The organism is Paenibacillus sp. EZ-K15 (assembly GCF_002573715.1).
Taxonomy (GTDB): domain Bacteria; phylum Bacillota; class Bacilli; order Paenibacillales; family Paenibacillaceae; genus Paenibacillus_AQ.
In genome coordinates this window covers 124,582-141,067 of record NZ_PDHM01000018.1, presented here as the reverse complement: position 1 = coordinate 141,067, position 16,486 = coordinate 124,582, and the positions used below count along the sequence as shown (strand labels likewise).

Annotated in this window: 14 protein-coding genes; 13 read left to right on the top strand and 1 reads right to left on the bottom strand. The window is 49.9% G+C overall.

What is annotated here, in order from left to right; all coding sequences use genetic code 11:
• Positions 1–271 precede the first annotated feature (271 nt).
• The 13 genes from pnp (at position 272) to CRG97_RS20835 (ending at position 15,535) form a co-directional block, all read left to right on the top strand.
• Positions 272–2,377, top strand: coding sequence for a polyribonucleotide nucleotidyltransferase (pnp, locus tag CRG97_RS20895; RefSeq protein ID WP_098746983.1), 2,106 nt, complete (start codon positions 272–274; stop codon positions 2,375–2,377).
• A gap of 213 nt (positions 2,378–2,590) precedes the next feature.
• Positions 2,591–3,583, top strand: a complete 993-nt coding sequence (locus CRG97_RS20890) for a polysaccharide deacetylase family protein (RefSeq protein ID WP_098746981.1) — start codon at positions 2,591–2,593, stop codon at positions 3,581–3,583.
• Between the two features lie 91 nt (positions 3,584–3,674).
• The gene (locus CRG97_RS20885; protein WP_098746979.1) at positions 3,675–4,943 is read left to right on the top strand and encodes a M16 family metallopeptidase; all 1,269 of its coding nucleotides are present in this window, start codon (positions 3,675–3,677) and stop codon (positions 4,941–4,943) included.
• Positions 4,918–5,364: a dUTP diphosphatase gene (dut, locus tag CRG97_RS20880; protein WP_202618976.1), complete on the top strand. Its 447-nt coding sequence runs from the start codon at positions 4,918–4,920 to the stop codon at positions 5,362–5,364. The genes CRG97_RS20885 and dut overlap by 26 nt, the downstream gene beginning before the upstream one ends.
• A gap of 241 nt (positions 5,365–5,605) precedes the next feature.
• Positions 5,606–6,502: a dipicolinate synthase subunit DpsA gene (dpsA, locus tag CRG97_RS20875; protein ID WP_098746977.1), complete on the top strand. Its 897-nt coding sequence runs from the start codon at positions 5,606–5,608 to the stop codon at positions 6,500–6,502.
• Entirely contained in the window at positions 6,503–7,093 is a 591-nt protein-coding gene (locus CRG97_RS20870; protein ID WP_071220129.1) for a dipicolinate synthase subunit B, read from the top strand. It begins immediately after the preceding gene.
• Positions 7,094–7,175: 82 nt separating this feature from the next.
• Positions 7,176–7,370 carry a hypothetical protein gene (locus tag CRG97_RS32945; protein ID WP_098746975.1) on the top strand — a complete coding sequence of 65 codons (195 nt, stop codon included), beginning with the start codon at positions 7,176–7,178 and terminating at the stop codon, positions 7,368–7,370.
• A gap of 70 nt (positions 7,371–7,440) precedes the next feature.
• Positions 7,441–8,655, top strand: a complete 1,215-nt coding sequence (gene dapG / locus CRG97_RS20860; RefSeq protein WP_098746972.1) for an aspartate kinase — start codon at positions 7,441–7,443, stop codon at positions 8,653–8,655.
• Positions 8,656–8,758: 103 nt separating this feature from the next.
• Positions 8,759–9,640, top strand: coding sequence for a 4-hydroxy-tetrahydrodipicolinate synthase (gene dapA / locus CRG97_RS20855; RefSeq protein ID WP_098746970.1), 882 nt, complete (start codon positions 8,759–8,761; stop codon positions 9,638–9,640).
• A gap of 225 nt (positions 9,641–9,865) precedes the next feature.
• Entirely contained in the window at positions 9,866–11,545 is a 1,680-nt protein-coding gene (locus CRG97_RS20850) for a ribonuclease J (protein ID WP_076324947.1), read from the top strand.
• A gap of 267 nt (positions 11,546–11,812) precedes the next feature.
• Positions 11,813–12,589, top strand: a complete 777-nt coding sequence (locus tag CRG97_RS20845) for a ClpP family protease (RefSeq protein ID WP_098746968.1) — start codon at positions 11,813–11,815, stop codon at positions 12,587–12,589.
• Entirely contained in the window at positions 12,586–12,828 is a 243-nt protein-coding gene (locus CRG97_RS20840; protein ID WP_098746966.1) for a YlzJ-like family protein, read from the top strand. Before CRG97_RS20845 ends, CRG97_RS20840 begins: the two co-directional genes overlap by 4 nt.
• 40 nt (positions 12,829–12,868) lie before the next feature.
• The gene (locus tag CRG97_RS20835) at positions 12,869–15,535 is read left to right on the top strand and encodes an FtsK/SpoIIIE family DNA translocase (RefSeq protein ID WP_202618975.1); all 2,667 of its coding nucleotides are present in this window, start codon (positions 12,869–12,871) and stop codon (positions 15,533–15,535) included.
• 77 nt (positions 15,536–15,612) lie between these two features.
• On the opposite strand, the gene CRG97_RS20830 is transcribed toward CRG97_RS20835, so the two are convergent.
• Positions 15,613–16,473: a helix-turn-helix transcriptional regulator gene (locus CRG97_RS20830; protein WP_098746962.1), complete on the bottom strand. Its 861-nt coding sequence runs from the start codon at positions 16,471–16,473 to the stop codon at positions 15,613–15,615.
• Between the last annotated feature and the right edge of the window lie 13 nt (positions 16,474–16,486).

Sequence of the window (16,486 nt, the reverse complement as noted above, 5' to 3'; positions counted from 1 at the left end):
ATAGCCTAAACTCCACTTTGTGGGGTTATCTTAATATAGATTCTTTATAGATTGTAGGCGTGGTCTGTTCGCTAAATTTCGCTTAATGGTATAACCAGGGGCAATCTATACGGAGAATGTTCTATACGGTTCGGGTTGTTCCTGTACATAGGTTTGCGATTTCGACCGTTTGGATGGCTCTGGTTAGGAAATGTGGACAGCGTTTTGCAAAAGACATGCTGATGGTAGAAGAAGATTTCAAAAAAAATTTATCCCCATGAGGAGGGATTACATGGAAACACGTGTTGAAATGCAGCTTGGCGGAAGACCCCTCGTATTCGAAACAGGGCGCCTTGCGAAGCAGGCAAATGCGGCTGTGATGGTTCGTTACGGCGAAACGGCAGTCCTGTGTACAGTGACAGCTTCCAGTGAACCGAAGGATTTGGATTTCTTTCCATTGACGGTCAACTATGAGGAGCGTTTGTACGCAGTCGGTAAAATTCCGGGTGGATTCATCAAACGCGAAGGCAGACCAAGCGAGAAAGCGATTCTTGCCAGCCGTCTGACAGACCGTCCGATTCGTCCGTTGTTCCCTGAAGGATTCCGTAATGATGTACAGGTTCTGAATCTCGTGATGAGCGTAGATCAGGATTGCGAGCCGGAAATCGCGGCCATGATCGGTACTTCCGCTGCCTTGAGCATCTCGGATGTGCCTTTTAACGGTCCGATCGGCGGCGTAGCCGTAGGGCGTGTTGATGGCAATTTTGTGGTGAATCCGAATATTGCGCAGCAGGAAGCAAGTGACATCTATCTTGTTGTTTCAGGTACCAAAGATGCAATCATGATGGTTGAAGCCGAAGCGAACGAAGTTCCTGAGGAAGTCATGCTGGAAGCGATTATGTTCGGGCATGAGGAAATCAAGAAAATTGTAGCCAAGATCGAAGAACTCGTAGCCGCTTGCGGTAAAGAGAAAATGGCGGTTAAACTTCATGCGGTCAATGAAACGGTGAATCGTGAAGTGCGTGATTTCGCCGAAGCTCGTCTTGTTGAAGCCGTTCGCATTGAGGAGAAACATGCTCGCCAGGATGCGATTGACGCTATCAATGATGAAGCATACACCGTATTTGAAGAGAAGTATATCGAGACACCTGAGTTGTTGAAGGATGTTAAAGAAGTGCTTCACGATATCGTGAAGGAAGAAGTTCGGCGTTTGATCACGCATGACAAGGTTCGTCCGGACGGTCGTGGTCTGTCTGAGATCCGTCCTATCGATTGCGATACCAGTCTGCTGCCTAGAACGCATGGTTCCGGTCTGTTCACACGTGGACAAACCCAGGCTCTTAGCGTATGTACACTAGGTGCTCTAGGTGATGTACAGATTCTCGATGGAATCGATCTGGAAGAGACCAAGCGTTTCATGCACCATTACAACTTCCCGCCGTTCAGCGTAGGGGAAGCTCGTCCGCTTCGCGCTCCAGGCCGTCGTGAAATTGGTCATGGTGCACTTGGTGAACGTGCATTGTCGAAGGTTATTCCGAATGAAGTGGAATTCCCGTACACGATTCGCCTCGTGTCCGAAGTAATTGAGTCGAATGGTTCGACCTCCCAAGCGAGTATTTGTGCAAGCACACTTGCTATGATGGATGCAGGGGTGCCGATCAAAGCACCTGTAGCCGGCGTGGCGATGGGCTTGATTAAAGACGGAGATCATGTTTCCATCTTGACAGATATTCAAGGGATGGAAGATCATCTCGGCGACATGGACTTCAAAGTGGCAGGGACACCTGACGGGGTTACCGCCATTCAAATGGATATCAAAATTGACGGTATTGACCGCGCGATTTTGCAGGAAGCACTGCAGCAGGCAAAAGAAGGACGCATGCATATCCTTGGAAAAATGGCAGAAGCCATTCAAAAGCCAAGAGAAACGTTGTCCCAATATGCGCCTAAGATTATTACGATGCAGATCAACCCGGACAAAATTCGCGATGTGATCGGTGCCGGCGGCAAGATCATTAACAAAATCATCGAGGAAACCGGCGTGAAGATCGATATCGAACAAGACGGCCGCGTGTTCATTGCATCTGCCAACGATGAGATGAACAAAAAAGCTCTTTCGATTATCGAAGGCATCGTCCGTGAGGTAGCTGTTGGCGAAATCTATACAGGTACTGTCAAACGGATTGAGAAATTCGGTGCATTCGTTGAAATCCTGCCTAACAAAGACGGGCTTGTTCATATCTCCCAGCTCTCAACTGAGCGCGTAGCGAAGGTAGAGGACGTGGTTGCCATCGGTGACGTCATTACCGTGAAGGTTACCGAAATCGACCAGCAGGGACGGATTAACCTGTCTCGCAAAGCGGTTTTGACTGCGGAAACAAACAAGAGCGGATCTTAATCCGCGCTTTGTTTGTTTAACAGCATATAGATACAAGGAAAAGAGGCAGAACCTATCATTCTGGCTCTTTTTTTAATCTTTTTTGCCCATGGGATTCCTCTAGTCTTGGACAAGCATCTACAATAGGCTTCACGGCATAGGCCCACTTTGAGGCACATATTTCCTCCTGAACCTACATAAAATGGGACAAAGCTTTTCAAGGGGAGGGTGGATATGCCCGTGAATGGAAAAAAGATGGCTGTGCTGCTTACCGGTGCCGCACTGGTATCGGCTGTTGCCGTGTTCAGCGGGGCCTGGGGATATGTTTCGGGACTACAGAATAAACCGGAGGTGCAACTCGTTACTGGTTCGGAGAAGGCAGTCGACCTGGATTTATTGAGTCAAATCGAAACCGCCGCGGCGAAGTCACGCATTGAGCCGGTGGATGCCAGGGTGGACTCCGTGTGGAAAGCGATTCCCGGTTATAATGGACTTGAAATCGATATTGAAGCTACATACCAAGCCGCATCGTCGAAAAAGCGAAAAGCCGGAGAGGCCATTCCTTACGTATACCGGCAAATTCCGGCCAAAGTAACGCTTAATGATCTTGGAGAGCAACCGATTTATCGGGGCAACCCCAACAAGCCGATGGTATCGTTGATGATTAACGTGGCCTGGGGGAATGAATTTCTGGTGCCGATGCTGAACACGCTGGATGCGGAGAACGTGAAGACGACCTTTTTCCTGGATGGGAGCTGGTTGAAGAAGAACCCGGAGCTTGCCGGCGAAATTCTGAAACGAGGTCATGAGGTGGAGAATCATGCCTATACGCATCCGAATATGAGCCGTCTCAGCAGAGATCGGGCGGAGCTGGAAATCGCGAAGACGCAGGATCTGCTCAAAGAAAGCCTCGGTGTGGAGAACAAATGGTTTGCGCCGCCTTCCGGCGATTTCAATCAGCAGACCGTATCCATCGCCCAGGCAAGGGGATTGAAGACGGTCCTGTGGACGCTCGATACGGTCGATTGGAAGCATCCTGCACCGGATGCGGTCGTTCAGAAAATCTCCACGAAGGTGGAGCCGGGTTTTCTGATTTTGATGCATCCCACCGATTCCTCGTCCCGGGCGTTAAAGGGAATGATTGACGGAATACGGGCCAAAGGGCTGGAAATCGGAACCGTGAGCCAGACGCTTTCTCCTGAGCGAATTATGCCGAAGGGAAGTTGAGCGGCATGGTAAAGTTTGATAGAATGAATGGATGGCATGAGGCTGGTAATCAGCTAAAGTGAGCCTGGATGGAACAGTTAGGGGGGCCCTCGTGAAAAAAATACAATTGTCTAACGGCCTAAGAGTGGTTATGGAGCAAATCCCGACAAGTCGTTCGGTTTCATTCGGTATTTGGGTGAAGACCGGATCCCGCAATGAATCGGAGGACATCAACGGGATAACGCATTTTATAGAGCACATGATGTTCAAAGGGACGGAGCGTTTTGACGCCCGTGCGATTGCTGAAGAATTTGATGCTATCGGCGGCAACGTCAACGCTTTTACGTCCAAGGAATATACGTGTTATTACGCCAAGGTGCTCGATGAGCATTTTCCGATTGCGGTTGACGTGCTGTCCGACATGTTCTTCAACTCCAAGCTGGATGCGGGCGAGTTAGCCAAGGAGAAGAATGTCATTCTGGAAGAGATCGCGATGTATGAGGATACACCGGATGATCTGGTCCATGACCTGATGTCGTTATCGGCGTACGGCGATCATCCGCTGGCATATCCGATTCTCGGCACAAAGGAACGGCTTGAATCGATGGATTCGCAAGCGCTGAGAGCTTACATGGACAAACACTATACCATTGAGAATACAGTGATCGCTCTGGCAGGCAACATTAATGAGGATGCGATTGAGTTATTGGAGCGTCATTTTGGCGGCTTTGCCAATCACGGCAGCTCCGAACTGCTGGCCGTGCCTGCCTTTTTGGATGGTGTTCAGTTCCGTAAGAAGAAAACAGAGCAGAATCATATCTGCATGTCGTTTCCCGGCTGCTCCATCGGAGACGAGCTTCAGTATGCAATGGTACTCTTGAATAACGCCATTGGTGGCGGCATGAGTTCACGCTTGTTTCAGGAAATCCGGGAGAAGCGCGGACTGGCTTATTCGGTATACTCATATCATAGTTCGCACGCAGATAACGGAATGTTCACCATCTATGCGGGCACAGCGCCCAAGCAGACAAAGGAAGTCCTTCAGCTGACCACGGAAATGCTGCAGGATCTGGCACAGAACGGGATGACGGAGGAAGAGCTGCGCAAAGGGAAGGAACAACTGAAGGGCAGTCTCATTCTGAGTCTGGAGAGCACGAGCAGCCGCATGAATCGCTTGGGTAAGAACGAATTAATGCTGGGTCGCCATTTCAGCCTGGATGAAATTATTAAGCGGATTGAACAGGTGGACATGAAGGATGTCGACGCGGTTCTTGACCGCATGTTCGGGACTCCATATGCACTAGCGATGGTAGGAACTTCAGATAAAGCACTGAATGTACTTAGGAGGAATGAATTTGTTGCACTACGTTCAAATCAATAGATTGCCAGGTAATGAAGATGTGAAACTTCCCATAAAAATGTCCGAACTAGCCGCAGGTTTTGATCTGCACGCGGCGGTTCATGAGCCGGTGGTATTGAACCCGGGCGAACGCAAATTAATCCCGACCGGTTTTGCGATTGCCATGCCAGCCGAGCTTGAAGCTCAAATCCGTCCGCGCAGCGGACTGGCCTACAAACATGGTATTACCTGCTTGAATTCTCCAGGCACGATTGATGCTGATTATCGCGGGGAAGTGAAGGTGCTGCTGGTGAATTTGGGACAAGAGCCATTTGCAATTGAGCGTAATGAACGCATTGCCCAGATGGTGTTCAAAACCGTCCCGGCGGTAGAATTCATGGAAGTTGACGAGTTGTCCGATACCGTACGGGGTGCAGGCGGATTCGGTCATACCGGCAAGTAATCTATATTATAGATAATTTATGGGCATCATCATCATAGTTTTACCAAGCACACCGCTCCGGCCTAGCCGGGCGGTGTTTTTTGCGTTAGCGTCCATGCAAAATGGCTTCGGATCCGACTCGCCATCTATAGTGTTATTTATTGCGTTAAGGCGGTAGTTTAATTGAAATGCGCTCACCACCCTATAGGCGACGGCATAAGATGGTTTATACGTTGGTTAGAAGAAAGGAGCGAGGCCTTCCATGCTGACTGGAGTCCGGACCGTCTTTGTAGGTGGAGACGCAAGGCAAATTGAAGTCATACGAAAATGCGCTGAGATGGATGCCTCCGTCATGATCGCCGGGTTTGAGAAACTGCAGGATTCTTTTCAGGGAGTGACTCGCGAGCCGCTCACGCCAGAGCTGTTATCGAATGCCGATGCTCTGATCCTGCCTGTCGTGGGATGTGATGATGAGGGACGTGTCAGCGCGCTGTTCTCAGAGGGGCCATTGCGACTGCAGGAGGAGCATATCGCAGCGATGCCAGGACATGGAGTGATCTATACAGGCATGGCGAAGCCCTATTTGCGCTCGCTATGTGACAAATATAAGATCAAGCTGGTAGAGATTTTGGAGAGGGACGATGTAGCCATCTATAATTCCATTCCGACAGCGGAAGGTGCACTGATGATGGCGATCCAAAACACGGATTTTACGATTCACGGATCAACCAGCATGGTGCTTGGCATGGGACGGACAGGGTTCACCATGGCGCGCAGCCTGCAAGGCCTGGGTGCCAAAATTCGGATGGGCGTACGTAAATCGGAGCACTATGCCAGAGCGGAGGAAATGGGCTGGAAGCCCTTCCTGGTAAGGGATCTGAGTTCTTATGTGTCGGATATTGACTTGCTTTTTAACACGATTCCAACTATGATAGTCACAGCACAAATCATCTCGAAAATGCCACGGGAGGCTGTCATCATCGACCTTGCCTCCGCACCCGGTGGATGCGATTTTCGCTATGCTGAAAAACGGGGCATCAAAGCCATGCTCGCACCCGGACTACCCGGAATCGTGGCTCCTAAAACAGCCGGCATCATTATGGCCAATACGCTGGTGGAGCTGATTTCTGAAGAAATCAAGATTCGGGGGGATGCGTAGATGAATTGGAATGGAATAACAGTGGGTTATGCCCTGACAGGATCGCACTGCACGCTTGAAGAAGTGATGCCGCAGATCCAGCGGTTCAAAGATGGTGGAGCGAATGTGGTGCCGATTGTGTCCAGCACTATCATGACAACGGATACCCGATTCGGCACATCGGAGAATTGGCAGAAACAGTTGAAAGATATAACCGGGAATGATATTATTTCTACAATTGTGGAGGCGGAACCGCTAGGCCCATCCAAGCTTCTTGACGTTCTGGTTATCGCCCCATGTACGGGAAACACGACCAGCAAGCTGGCCAATGCGATGACTGACAGCCCTGTGTTAATGGCAGCCAAGGCACAGATGAGAAATTGCAGACCGCTGGTTCTGGCGATTTCAACGAATGATGGCCTTGGACTGAATGCGGCGAATATCGCGAAGCTGCTTGTAACGAAAAATATTTATTTTGTTCCTTACGGACAGGATAATCCGCAGCAGAAGCCTAACTCGCTTGTCGCCAAAATGGATTTGATTCCGGAAGCGTGTTATGCGGCACTGGAAGGGAAGCAGCTGCAGCCGATGATCGTTGAATATTCGCATTAACCGCGATAAAGCCTTTTGATCAATAAGGGCAACATAGAAAAGTTACAGCTGCAGTTTCATTCATGAAGGGGAATTTAGCCAGATGACGGAGCATTATTATAATGTGGCCTTTGTTGGAGCAACTGGCGCAGTCGGGCAACAGATTCCCAAGCTGCTGGAGGGACATCAGCGCGGACTTAACATGTGGATCGTTTCAGATCATCTTCTGACGGGTGCAGCATGGAATGCCGTGCTAATCGCAGAAATCATCGTTAACAAACGGAACGGCCAGGCTTAGTAGCCGGCCGTTTCAATCGGTCGGCCCGAAATTTACGTCTCCTGGGCATATATAAACGGAGGAATATTTTATGCGCATCTTAGTTCAAAAATTCGGCGGAACCTCGTTGTCTACACCGCAAGCAAGAACCCATGTTATTGGGCACATCCAGCGCGAACTGGCTAATCACTACCAATTGGTCGTGGTCGTATCGGCTATGGGACGCCGCGGGGAGCCTTACGCTACAGATACTCTTCTGGATTGGATCGGTCAGAGCGGAAACGCGCTTCCAGACAGAGAGCGGGATTTACTGCTCTGCTGCGGTGAGATTATCTCAGCCACAACGCTATGCAGTCTCCTTCAGCATGAAGGGATAACCGCGACGGTGTTGACGGGTGCCCAAGCCGGATTTCTTACAGACGATCACTTCGGAAATGCACGCATTAAGGACGTAAAACCTGAACGGGTTTTGAAAGAGTTGGAGTCTCACCAAGTTGTTATCGTCACTGGTTTCCAGGGGCAGACCGATTCGGGTGACTTCACGACGCTGGGCAGGGGCGGAAGCGATACCTCAGCCACCGCGCTTGGAGCCGCGCTTCGCGCCGAAATGGTTGATATCTACACGGATGTCAACGGCATTCTTACGGCGGATCCCCGCATCGTCGAGGATGCGAAAGCGCTCAGTTATGTAAGTTATACGGAGATTTGCAATATGGCTCATCAAGGTGCCAAGGTCATTCATCCTAGAGCAGTTGAGATTGCTATGCAATCCCAAATTCCGGTCAGAGTGCGGTCAACCTTCTCGGATAATGAGGGGACACTGGTTACCCAGCCGGAAGGCTTCAGAGATATACAATCCGGAATTGTGGACCGCTTTGTGACGGGAGTTGCTTATGTAAGCAATATTACGCAAATCTCAGTGGAATGCGATCGCACGGAAGGTCTTCAACTGAAGGTTTTCAAATCGATGGCAGAGCATTCCATTAGCGTGGACTTTATTAATGTTACCCCTACAGGAGTCCTTTATACGGTGTTTGACAGCGACTCGGAGAAGGCGATTGAAGTGCTGCAGAGCCTGGATTTGAAACCAAAAAGCTTGTCCGGCTGTGCGAAGGTATCCGTTATTGGCGGCGGCATCAACGGGGTTCCGGGCATCATGGCCAAAATCGTAGAATCCTTGAGCGAGCACGATATTCCGATTCTGCAATCGGCAGATTCGAACACAACGATCTGGGTGCTTGTGAAGAAGGAAGATATGGCTCAAGCGCTGCGCGCATTGCATCACAAATTTGAACTTCACCGATAATACCTTAGAGTCTGTTCGTTAATCGTTTGATAGGAAATACTATATATAAGATTACTTACGAAGGAAGCTTGCCTGTTTGGGAGAGCTTTAAGGAGGAATCATTGTGGATTTCGGAAGATTGATTACGGCTATGGTAACCCCATTTAATCAGAATAACGAGATCAATTGGGACGAGACTGCGAGATTGATTGAGTACCTGATTGTCGAACAGAAATCGGACTCCCTGGTCATTGCAGGAACGACGGGCGAATCCCCAACGCTTAGCGAAGACGAGAAGCTTGAATTGTTTAAGTTCGCAGTGAAGCAGGCAGGTGGACGAAGCAAGATTATCGCAGGTACCGGCAGCAACGATACGGCACATTCTGCAGAATTGACGAAAAAAGCGGAAAGCTGCGGCGTCGATGGCATTTTGCTTGTCGCTCCGTACTACAATAAGCCGAACCAGGAAGGGCTCTACCAGCATTTTAAGGCGATCGCTGAGGCAACTTCTCTACCTATCATGCTGTACAATGTGCCTGGACGGACGGGCATCAGCCTAAGCACGGCTACCACCCTGCGTCTGGCTCAATTACCGAACATCGTTGCGACGAAGGAATGTGCTTCGATTGATCAGGTCACCGCCATTGCCACAGGTGCTCCGGACGGGTTCATCGTTTATTCCGGCGACGATTCCTCAGCACTGCCTGCTCTGGCCGTAGGTGCTTACGGAATCGTAAGCGTGGCCAGCCATATCGCTGGCGCCCGCATGAAGGATATGATCCACGCCTATGTGGAAGGAAACGTGAAGGAAGCCGCCAAGCTGCATCAATCCTTGTTCACGTTGTTCAAGGGCCTGTTTGAATGTCCTGACCCGCTTCCAAACCCGGCGGCGGTTAAATTAGCTCTGCATGAGCGGGGCTATCAGGTCGGCGGCGTTCGTCTGCCGCTCGTTTCTCCTAGTGAGAACGAGGCTGCATTTATCCGTAATATGCTGTCTTCCTTGTAAGCTGCGCACCTACCAAACCTAAGCCATTGCCTTCAATGAAGGCAGTGGCTTTTCTTCGTTTTAAACCCTTCTGTTTCTGGGTATCCTATGGCTCACGAAGGTGGTTGACTTGTGTTTTCACTTTTTCATCATGTATAATGAATTCAAGTGACTGGGTGCGGTATTTTTTTGAAATTTAATATAACAATGGTACGACGTCCAAAACTATAGGAGGGTTAGATACATTTGTCTAAGAAAATAAGCAACGATAAACTATCGATTTTTGCCTTGGGCGGCGTCGGTGAGATCGGGAAGAACATGTATGTCATTCAATATGCCAATGACATCGTTGTCGTGGATGCGGGATTGAAGTTCCCGGAAGAAGATATGCTTGGGATTGATATTGTTATTCCTGATATTAGCTATTTAACGGAGAATCGCGACAAAGTGAGAGCGATTTTGCTGACTCACGGTCACGAGGACCATATCGGCGGCCTCCCTTACGTATTGAAACACTTGAATGTTCCTGTGTACGGAACGAAATTGACGCTCGGATTAGTGGAAAACAAGCTCAGAGAAGCGAATTTGCTGGGTGAGACGAAACGGATTCTGATCCATGCGGATTCGGAAGTACAACTCGGAAACACACTGAAAGCGACCTTCTTCAAGACCAATCACAGTATCCCGGATTCCGTAGGGATCTGTATCGAAACACCGGAAGGCAATGTTGTGCATACGGGTGACTTTAAGTTCGACCATACTCCGGTAAATGACCAATATGCGGATCTGCAGCGTATGGCTGAGATCGGAAGCAAGGGAGTATTGGCTCTTCTGTCAGATAGTACGAACGCAGAGAGACCAGGCTTCACGCCTTCCGAGAAAAACGTGGGCATCGTGCTGGAAGATATTTTCCGCAAAGCCGAGCAGCGGGTGGTTGTTGCAACGTTTGCATCGAACGTGCACCGGATTCAGCAGGTTGTTAATGCAGCCGAATCCACGGGCCGCAAAATAACGGTTATCGGAAGAAGCATGGTCAATGTGGTGTCCATTGCCGCTGAGCTTGGATATTTGCACATTCCGGACGGCATGCTGATCGAACCTGAAGAGGTTAACAAAATGGCAGCCGACCGGGTTGTCGTATTGTGTACAGGCAGTCAGGGAGAGCCGATGTCAGCGCTCACACGCATGGCACGTTCCACTCACCGCAAGGTGGACATTCTGCCAGGGGATACGGTCATCATTGCAGCGACACCGGTTCCAGGCAATGAAAAATATGTGGGACGTACGATTGATGAGTTGTTCCGCCTTGGAGCAGACGTGATTTATAGCGGATCCAATTCGGGTGTCCACGTATCGGGTCACGGCAGTCAGGAAGAACTCAAGCTGATGCTGAATCTGATGAAACCGCAATTTTTCATCCCTGTCCATGGCGAATACCGGATGCAGCGCCGTCACGCTCTGCTTGCAGAGTCCGTTGGTGTTGATCCGGACAACATTTTTATTACCGATATCGGTGAAATTGTGGAAATCCAAGGTGGCTCGGCCCGCAAAGCCGGCAAAGTAACCGCTGGTAATGTTCTGATTGACGGACTTGGCGTTGGTGACGTAGGAAACATCGTATTGCGCGACCGCAAGCTTCTGTCCCAGGACGGAATTCTGGTCGTTGTCGTTACCTTGAGCAAGCAAAACGGTTCCATCGTATCCGGTCCTGATATTATTTCGCGTGGATTCGTATACGTACGGGAATCCGAAGGGCTTCTGGATGAAGCGAACCGTATCGTTTCCAGCACGCTTCAGAAGCTGATGAGTGAAAACGTGAATGAGTGGGCGTCACTGAAAACCAGCGTAAAAGACGCTTTGGGACGCTTCTTGTATGAACAAACACGTCGCAGACCGATGATCTTGCCGATCATTATGGAAGTCTGATACAAGATAATAAAATAAATCAGGCACACAGTCGCCCCTTTTTCGCAGGTAATAATTGGACGGTTCCCGCGAAAGAGGGGCTTTTTATAGGTTGATCCTTATACTTCTCCCGAATGATTTCGGCAGGAGTTTTTTTGGTTGCTGCTATTCCGATCCCAAGCTGAATGTACCATATAAGCATAAAATGATCCCGTCATTTGCCATACTAAGGGTTAGCTATGTGTTGATTGCAGCAGCTAGACATTAAGATGAAGGCAGGGATGCGCGATGGAGAAAGATCAATGGACTACCGGCAACAGAAGAGCAGGATGGACTGGCGAGACGGAAGCGCCTCCGGTCGTGCCCACCGAGGAAGGCAAGAAAGCGGCCGTAACGGAAACGATACAGCAGCTGGGACAGACGGGACTGCCTAACGGCGGGGAATCCAACGTTTTTTGCATGACCATCATTGGACAAATCGAGGGACATATCGTGCTTCCACCGCAAAATAAAACCACCAAATATGAGCATATGATTCCACAGCTTGTGGCAGCTGAGCAAAATCCGCGGATCGAAGGACTCTTGATCATTCTCAATACCGTTGGCGGCGACGTTGAAGCCGGACTTGCCATTGCCGAGATGATTGCATCGCTCAGCAAACCGACCGTAACGGTAGTCATTGGAGGCGGGCACAGTATCGGCGTCCCTATCGCTGTAGCAGCAGATCACTCGATCATCGCGGAGAGCGCGACGATGACCATTCACCCGATACGCATGAGCGGGTTGGTCATTGGCGTGCCGCAAACCTTTGAATACATGGAGAAAATGCAGGAACGTGTCGTACGCTTTGTAACGAGCCATTCGAGGATAACGGAGGAACTGTTTAAGGATCTGATGTTCAAAACCGGTGAATTGAACAGGGATATCGGTACCGCGGTTTCAGGTACAGACGCCGTCAAATATGGCCTTATGAACGAAGTGGGGGGCATTGGGCAGGCATTAAGCCGTTTGAACAGCATGATTGAAGAACGTAAAACGATAAGCCCTGGAGGGATTACGCAATGATATGGTACAGCGTCATGCCATTGGATCCGATCGAGATGCTGCAAGGGGAACAGGCAGCCGTCACATCCAGGGAAGTTCGGGTTGAAGGAATACTAATGGAAGTTGAACCTATGGCAGAGGATCAGGCGAAAATTGTCCGTTTATTGGATTGCGGACTTCAAGATTACTTGAATCCACGCTACGCTCCGGGGGCAATGATTCGCTATATTCCGACGGTAGAAAATGAGGCTAAAGGCTGAAAACAGAACATAGGTACGCCACCGAATATTATGCTATAATATGGATTCGGGGGTGACACTTTTGGCAAAGCGGAAAAGAAAGAAGAAGGCAGCCTTTGCAGCCGTATTGAAGTATGAAATTTATGGGATTGTATTGATGACACTTTCGGTCATCGCATTATCCGGAGAAGCACCGGTAGGGCGTTCCCTGTCCAAGATGTCGGGATATCTGCTGGGCAAATATTATTTTATCATCCCCCTAATCGGCATCTATTACGGGTTAATGGTGATGATTCACCGGAAATGGCCCAAACGGTGGAACAGCAGACGCACCGGTGTCCTTCTCTTGGTATTATCGCTCACTTTAATGAGCAGCATTGCAGGTTTGGAGTCGAAGCTGGCCCCGATTGGACAATTGAATGCGTCAAATGCGATGAGCCAGATACATAGTGATTTGCAAGGCGAGCTCCTTCATGCCGGGGCAGATGATGGACATCATCCCGTCATGGGCAGAGACATCAGCGGCGGTTACATTGGAGCGTTGCAGTTTGCCTTTCTGTTAATGCTGTTTGGCAGCATAGGGGCAAAGTTGATTGTGATTGTCATGCTAGTAATCAGCTTCATGCTGATTACCAATTTGTCCTATGTTGATTTAATGCGGATGTTCCGCGTGAGGGTTGTAAAGGCTGGAGAACGGATTCAGAAAAAAGTGAACAGCCAGCAGACCAAATCAAGAGCTGCGGCAAAATCAAGTGCGAAGGAACAACGCATGCAGCTGCCGGAAGATCTAGATGAAGATGATATGGATGATATGGAGAGCATGAGGCTGCCGCGCCGCAAAGCGCCGCAATTCTTCCAGCTGTTCGGTTCCAAAGGCAACAAACGGAACGAAGCAGTGGAAGAGGCTGGGGATGCTGCGGATGAGGCGGCTCCGGTATTTACCGTTGGCAACGGGCATGGCGCTAAGGAGAAAGGGGAGGTCGTCCTGTTCAACAGTCCGGTTCAACCGGAGGAGGGAGCGGATGTTATTACTCCTGCAGCAGAATCCGTGCCTTCCTCGCCGATTATTCGTGATTTCTTCGAGCAAGTGAAACAAGAAGGGCGCCTGGATGACGAGTACGACGATCACGAAGCGGTGATACCTTCGGCACAAGAGGACCCTTCGGGGAACATGGCAGCAAGTCCTGAGCCCATCGGTGGTAGCCTTGAAGCGTCGAATGACGAGTTGAATGGAGCTGCTGCTGCAGGTAATGAGGGGCAGGAGGGAACGGCACCGGCAGCACCTCCGGCTCCGCCACCCAAGCCGTACAAGCTGCCTCCATTCCGGCTGCTATCCAAACCGAATAACGGCGGTAAGGGTGGAGACCAGAATGATTATATGCAGACAGCGCGCAAGCTGGAGGCGACGCTGGAAAGTTTTGGCGTTCGGGCCAAGGTGCTGGAGGTTGTCCGGGGGCCGTCGGTAACCCGCTACGAAATTCAGCCGGACATCGGGGTTAAGGTCAGCCGGATCGTCAATCTGACCGATGATATTGCACTCGCGCTTGCGGCCAAGGATATTCGGATGGAAGCGCCGATTCCCGGCAAATCAGCCATCGGGATCGAAGTGCCGAACAACGAAGTATCACTGGTTACGATGAGAGAGGTTATGGAGACGCCGACGTTCCAAGAAGCGGAATCGAAGCTGTCAATTGCATTTGGCCGTGATATTTCAGGCCAGACGATTGTCGGTAATTTGGCACGCATGCCCCATCTTCTTGTTGCAGGTGCAACGGGTTCGGGTAAATCCGTATGTATCAACGGCATCATTACCAGCATTCTGTATAAAGCGAAGCCGGATGAGGTTAAGTTTCTGATGGTCGATCCGAAGATGGTCGAGCTCAATGTCTACAACGGAATTCCGCATTTGATGGCACCGGTGGTAACGGATCCGAAGCGGGCATCCTTGGCACTTAAGAAAATCGTAGTAGAGATGGAGAAACGGTATGAGCTGTTCTCCAAATCCGGGACGAGAAATATTGAAGGCTACAACAATCTGATGAAGGATAATCTGCCGGCAGTATTGCCTTATATCGTCGTGATCGTGGACGAGCTGGCCGATTTGATGATGGTTGCAGCCAACGATGTGGAAGACGCGATCACGCGTCTGGCCCAAATGGCCCGTGCAGCCGGGATTCACTTGATCATTGCGACGCAGCGTCCGTCGGTCGACGTTATTACCGGAGTCATTAAAGCAAACATTCCGTCGCGTATTGCCTTTGGTGTATCTTCGCAGGTCGATTCCCGAACGATTCTGGATATGGCGGGAGCAGAGAAGCTGCTTGGCCGCGGGGATATGCTGTTTATGCCGATGGGTTCCTCCAAGCCGATCCGGGTGCAGGGAGCCTTCATGAGTGATCATGAAGTCGAGAACATTGTGGATTTTGTCCGGGATCAAGGGCAGGCGGAATATGATGAGTCGTTAGTGCCTGAGATAGAGGAATCGTCGAATTCGGATGAAGAAGAATTGGATGAGCTGTATGAGCAGGCGGTGACCATCGTACTGGAAGCGAAGCAAGCGTCCGTATCGCTGCTGCAGCGGAGAATGCGCGTAGGCTATACCCGTGCAGCGCGTCTTATTGATTCCATGGAGGCACGCGGGATTATCGGACCTTACGAGGGAAGCAAACCGCGGGAAGTGCTGATGTCTATGGAGCAATACCAACAACAGCAGAATCGAATCAGTTAAGGGAGTCAATCCCTTAACTTCAGAAAAAGGAAGCGAACAACCAGAATTTTGGGTTGATCGCTTCCTTTTTTGTTGGTTCACGGGATACTGTGCCTTTTGCGGTATTTGCTCGCCGTCATTTTCATAAGTTTCTTAAAGGTTCGGTCAAAATGCGTCAGGCTTTCAAAGCCGATCGATTCGGCGATGTCCACGATTTTCAGGTCCGTATCCGTCAGAAGGCGCTGTGCCTCGCGAATGCGGGTGAGGTTCAGATAGTTAATGATCGTAAAGCCCGTAATTTCTTTGAATATCCGGGACAGGTAGAACGGGCTGATGTAGAAGGTTTCAGATAATTGCTGCAGCGTGATTTTGTCTGCGTAATGGGCGTGAATAAACTTAACGACGTCCGTGATTTTCTGATGGAGTGGATTCATGGAGGTGTGAGCAGGCAGCGAGGCGGAATGGGTTAACCGAGAGATTTTAATTAATAACTCCGTAAGCAGTACCTGCAGCATGTATTCGTACGAAGCGGAGCCTTCGCTGATTTCATCGGCCATTTTATTCAAAATTTGCATGATGATTGCTTGCTCTGGAACGGTTAAACGCAACAGCGGCGTATCCTGATTAAACATGCTCAGCAATCCGGATGCCAGCAAGGGGTGGCCTTTCCCCAGAAAAGAATCGCTAAAATTAATGACGATACGTTCATGCTCCGGATCGCCTTGACCCGAGGTTTTATGAACGTCGAATTTATTGATGAGAATGAGGTCTCCCGCCCGAATGGTGTACAATTTTTCTTTGATAAAATAATTGCGCTCGCCTGAAACCAGATAGTAGATTTCATAGGTTCCATGATAATGGTTATTTCGTTCAAAGGGCTTTGTGCGATGAATGCGATGGTAGTAAAATTCCCCTTCTTCTTCTCCGTAGGTTACGGTATGGGTATCGCTGGATATCATAATCGCCCCCGTT

What these genes read in the sequence shown, in the direction of transcription:
- CRG97_RS20830 (WP_098746962.1), bottom strand. Translation starts at nt 16,473, where the DNA reads ATGATATCCAGCGATACCCATACCGTAACCTACGGAGAAGAAGAAGGG.
- pnp (WP_098746983.1), top strand. Translation starts at nt 272, where the DNA reads ATGGAAACACGTGTTGAAATGCAGCTTGGCGGAAGACCCCTCGTATTC.
- CRG97_RS20890 (WP_098746981.1), top strand. Translation starts at nt 2,591, where the DNA reads ATGCCCGTGAATGGAAAAAAGATGGCTGTGCTGCTTACCGGTGCCGCA.
- dapG (WP_098746972.1), top strand. Translation starts at nt 7,441, where the DNA reads ATGCGCATCTTAGTTCAAAAATTCGGCGGAACCTCGTTGTCTACACCG.
- CRG97_RS20835 (WP_202618975.1), top strand. Translation starts at nt 12,869, where the DNA reads ATGGATTCGGGGGTGACACTTTTGGCAAAGCGGAAAAGAAAGAAGAAG.
- CRG97_RS20845 (WP_098746968.1), top strand. Translation starts at nt 11,813, where the DNA reads ATGGAGAAAGATCAATGGACTACCGGCAACAGAAGAGCAGGATGGACT.
- CRG97_RS20840 (WP_098746966.1), top strand. Translation starts at nt 12,586, where the DNA reads ATGATATGGTACAGCGTCATGCCATTGGATCCGATCGAGATGCTGCAA.
- CRG97_RS32945 (WP_098746975.1), top strand. Translation starts at nt 7,176, where the DNA reads ATGACGGAGCATTATTATAATGTGGCCTTTGTTGGAGCAACTGGCGCA.
- CRG97_RS20870 (WP_071220129.1), top strand. Translation starts at nt 6,503, where the DNA reads ATGAATTGGAATGGAATAACAGTGGGTTATGCCCTGACAGGATCGCAC.
- dpsA (WP_098746977.1), top strand. Translation starts at nt 5,606, where the DNA reads ATGCTGACTGGAGTCCGGACCGTCTTTGTAGGTGGAGACGCAAGGCAA.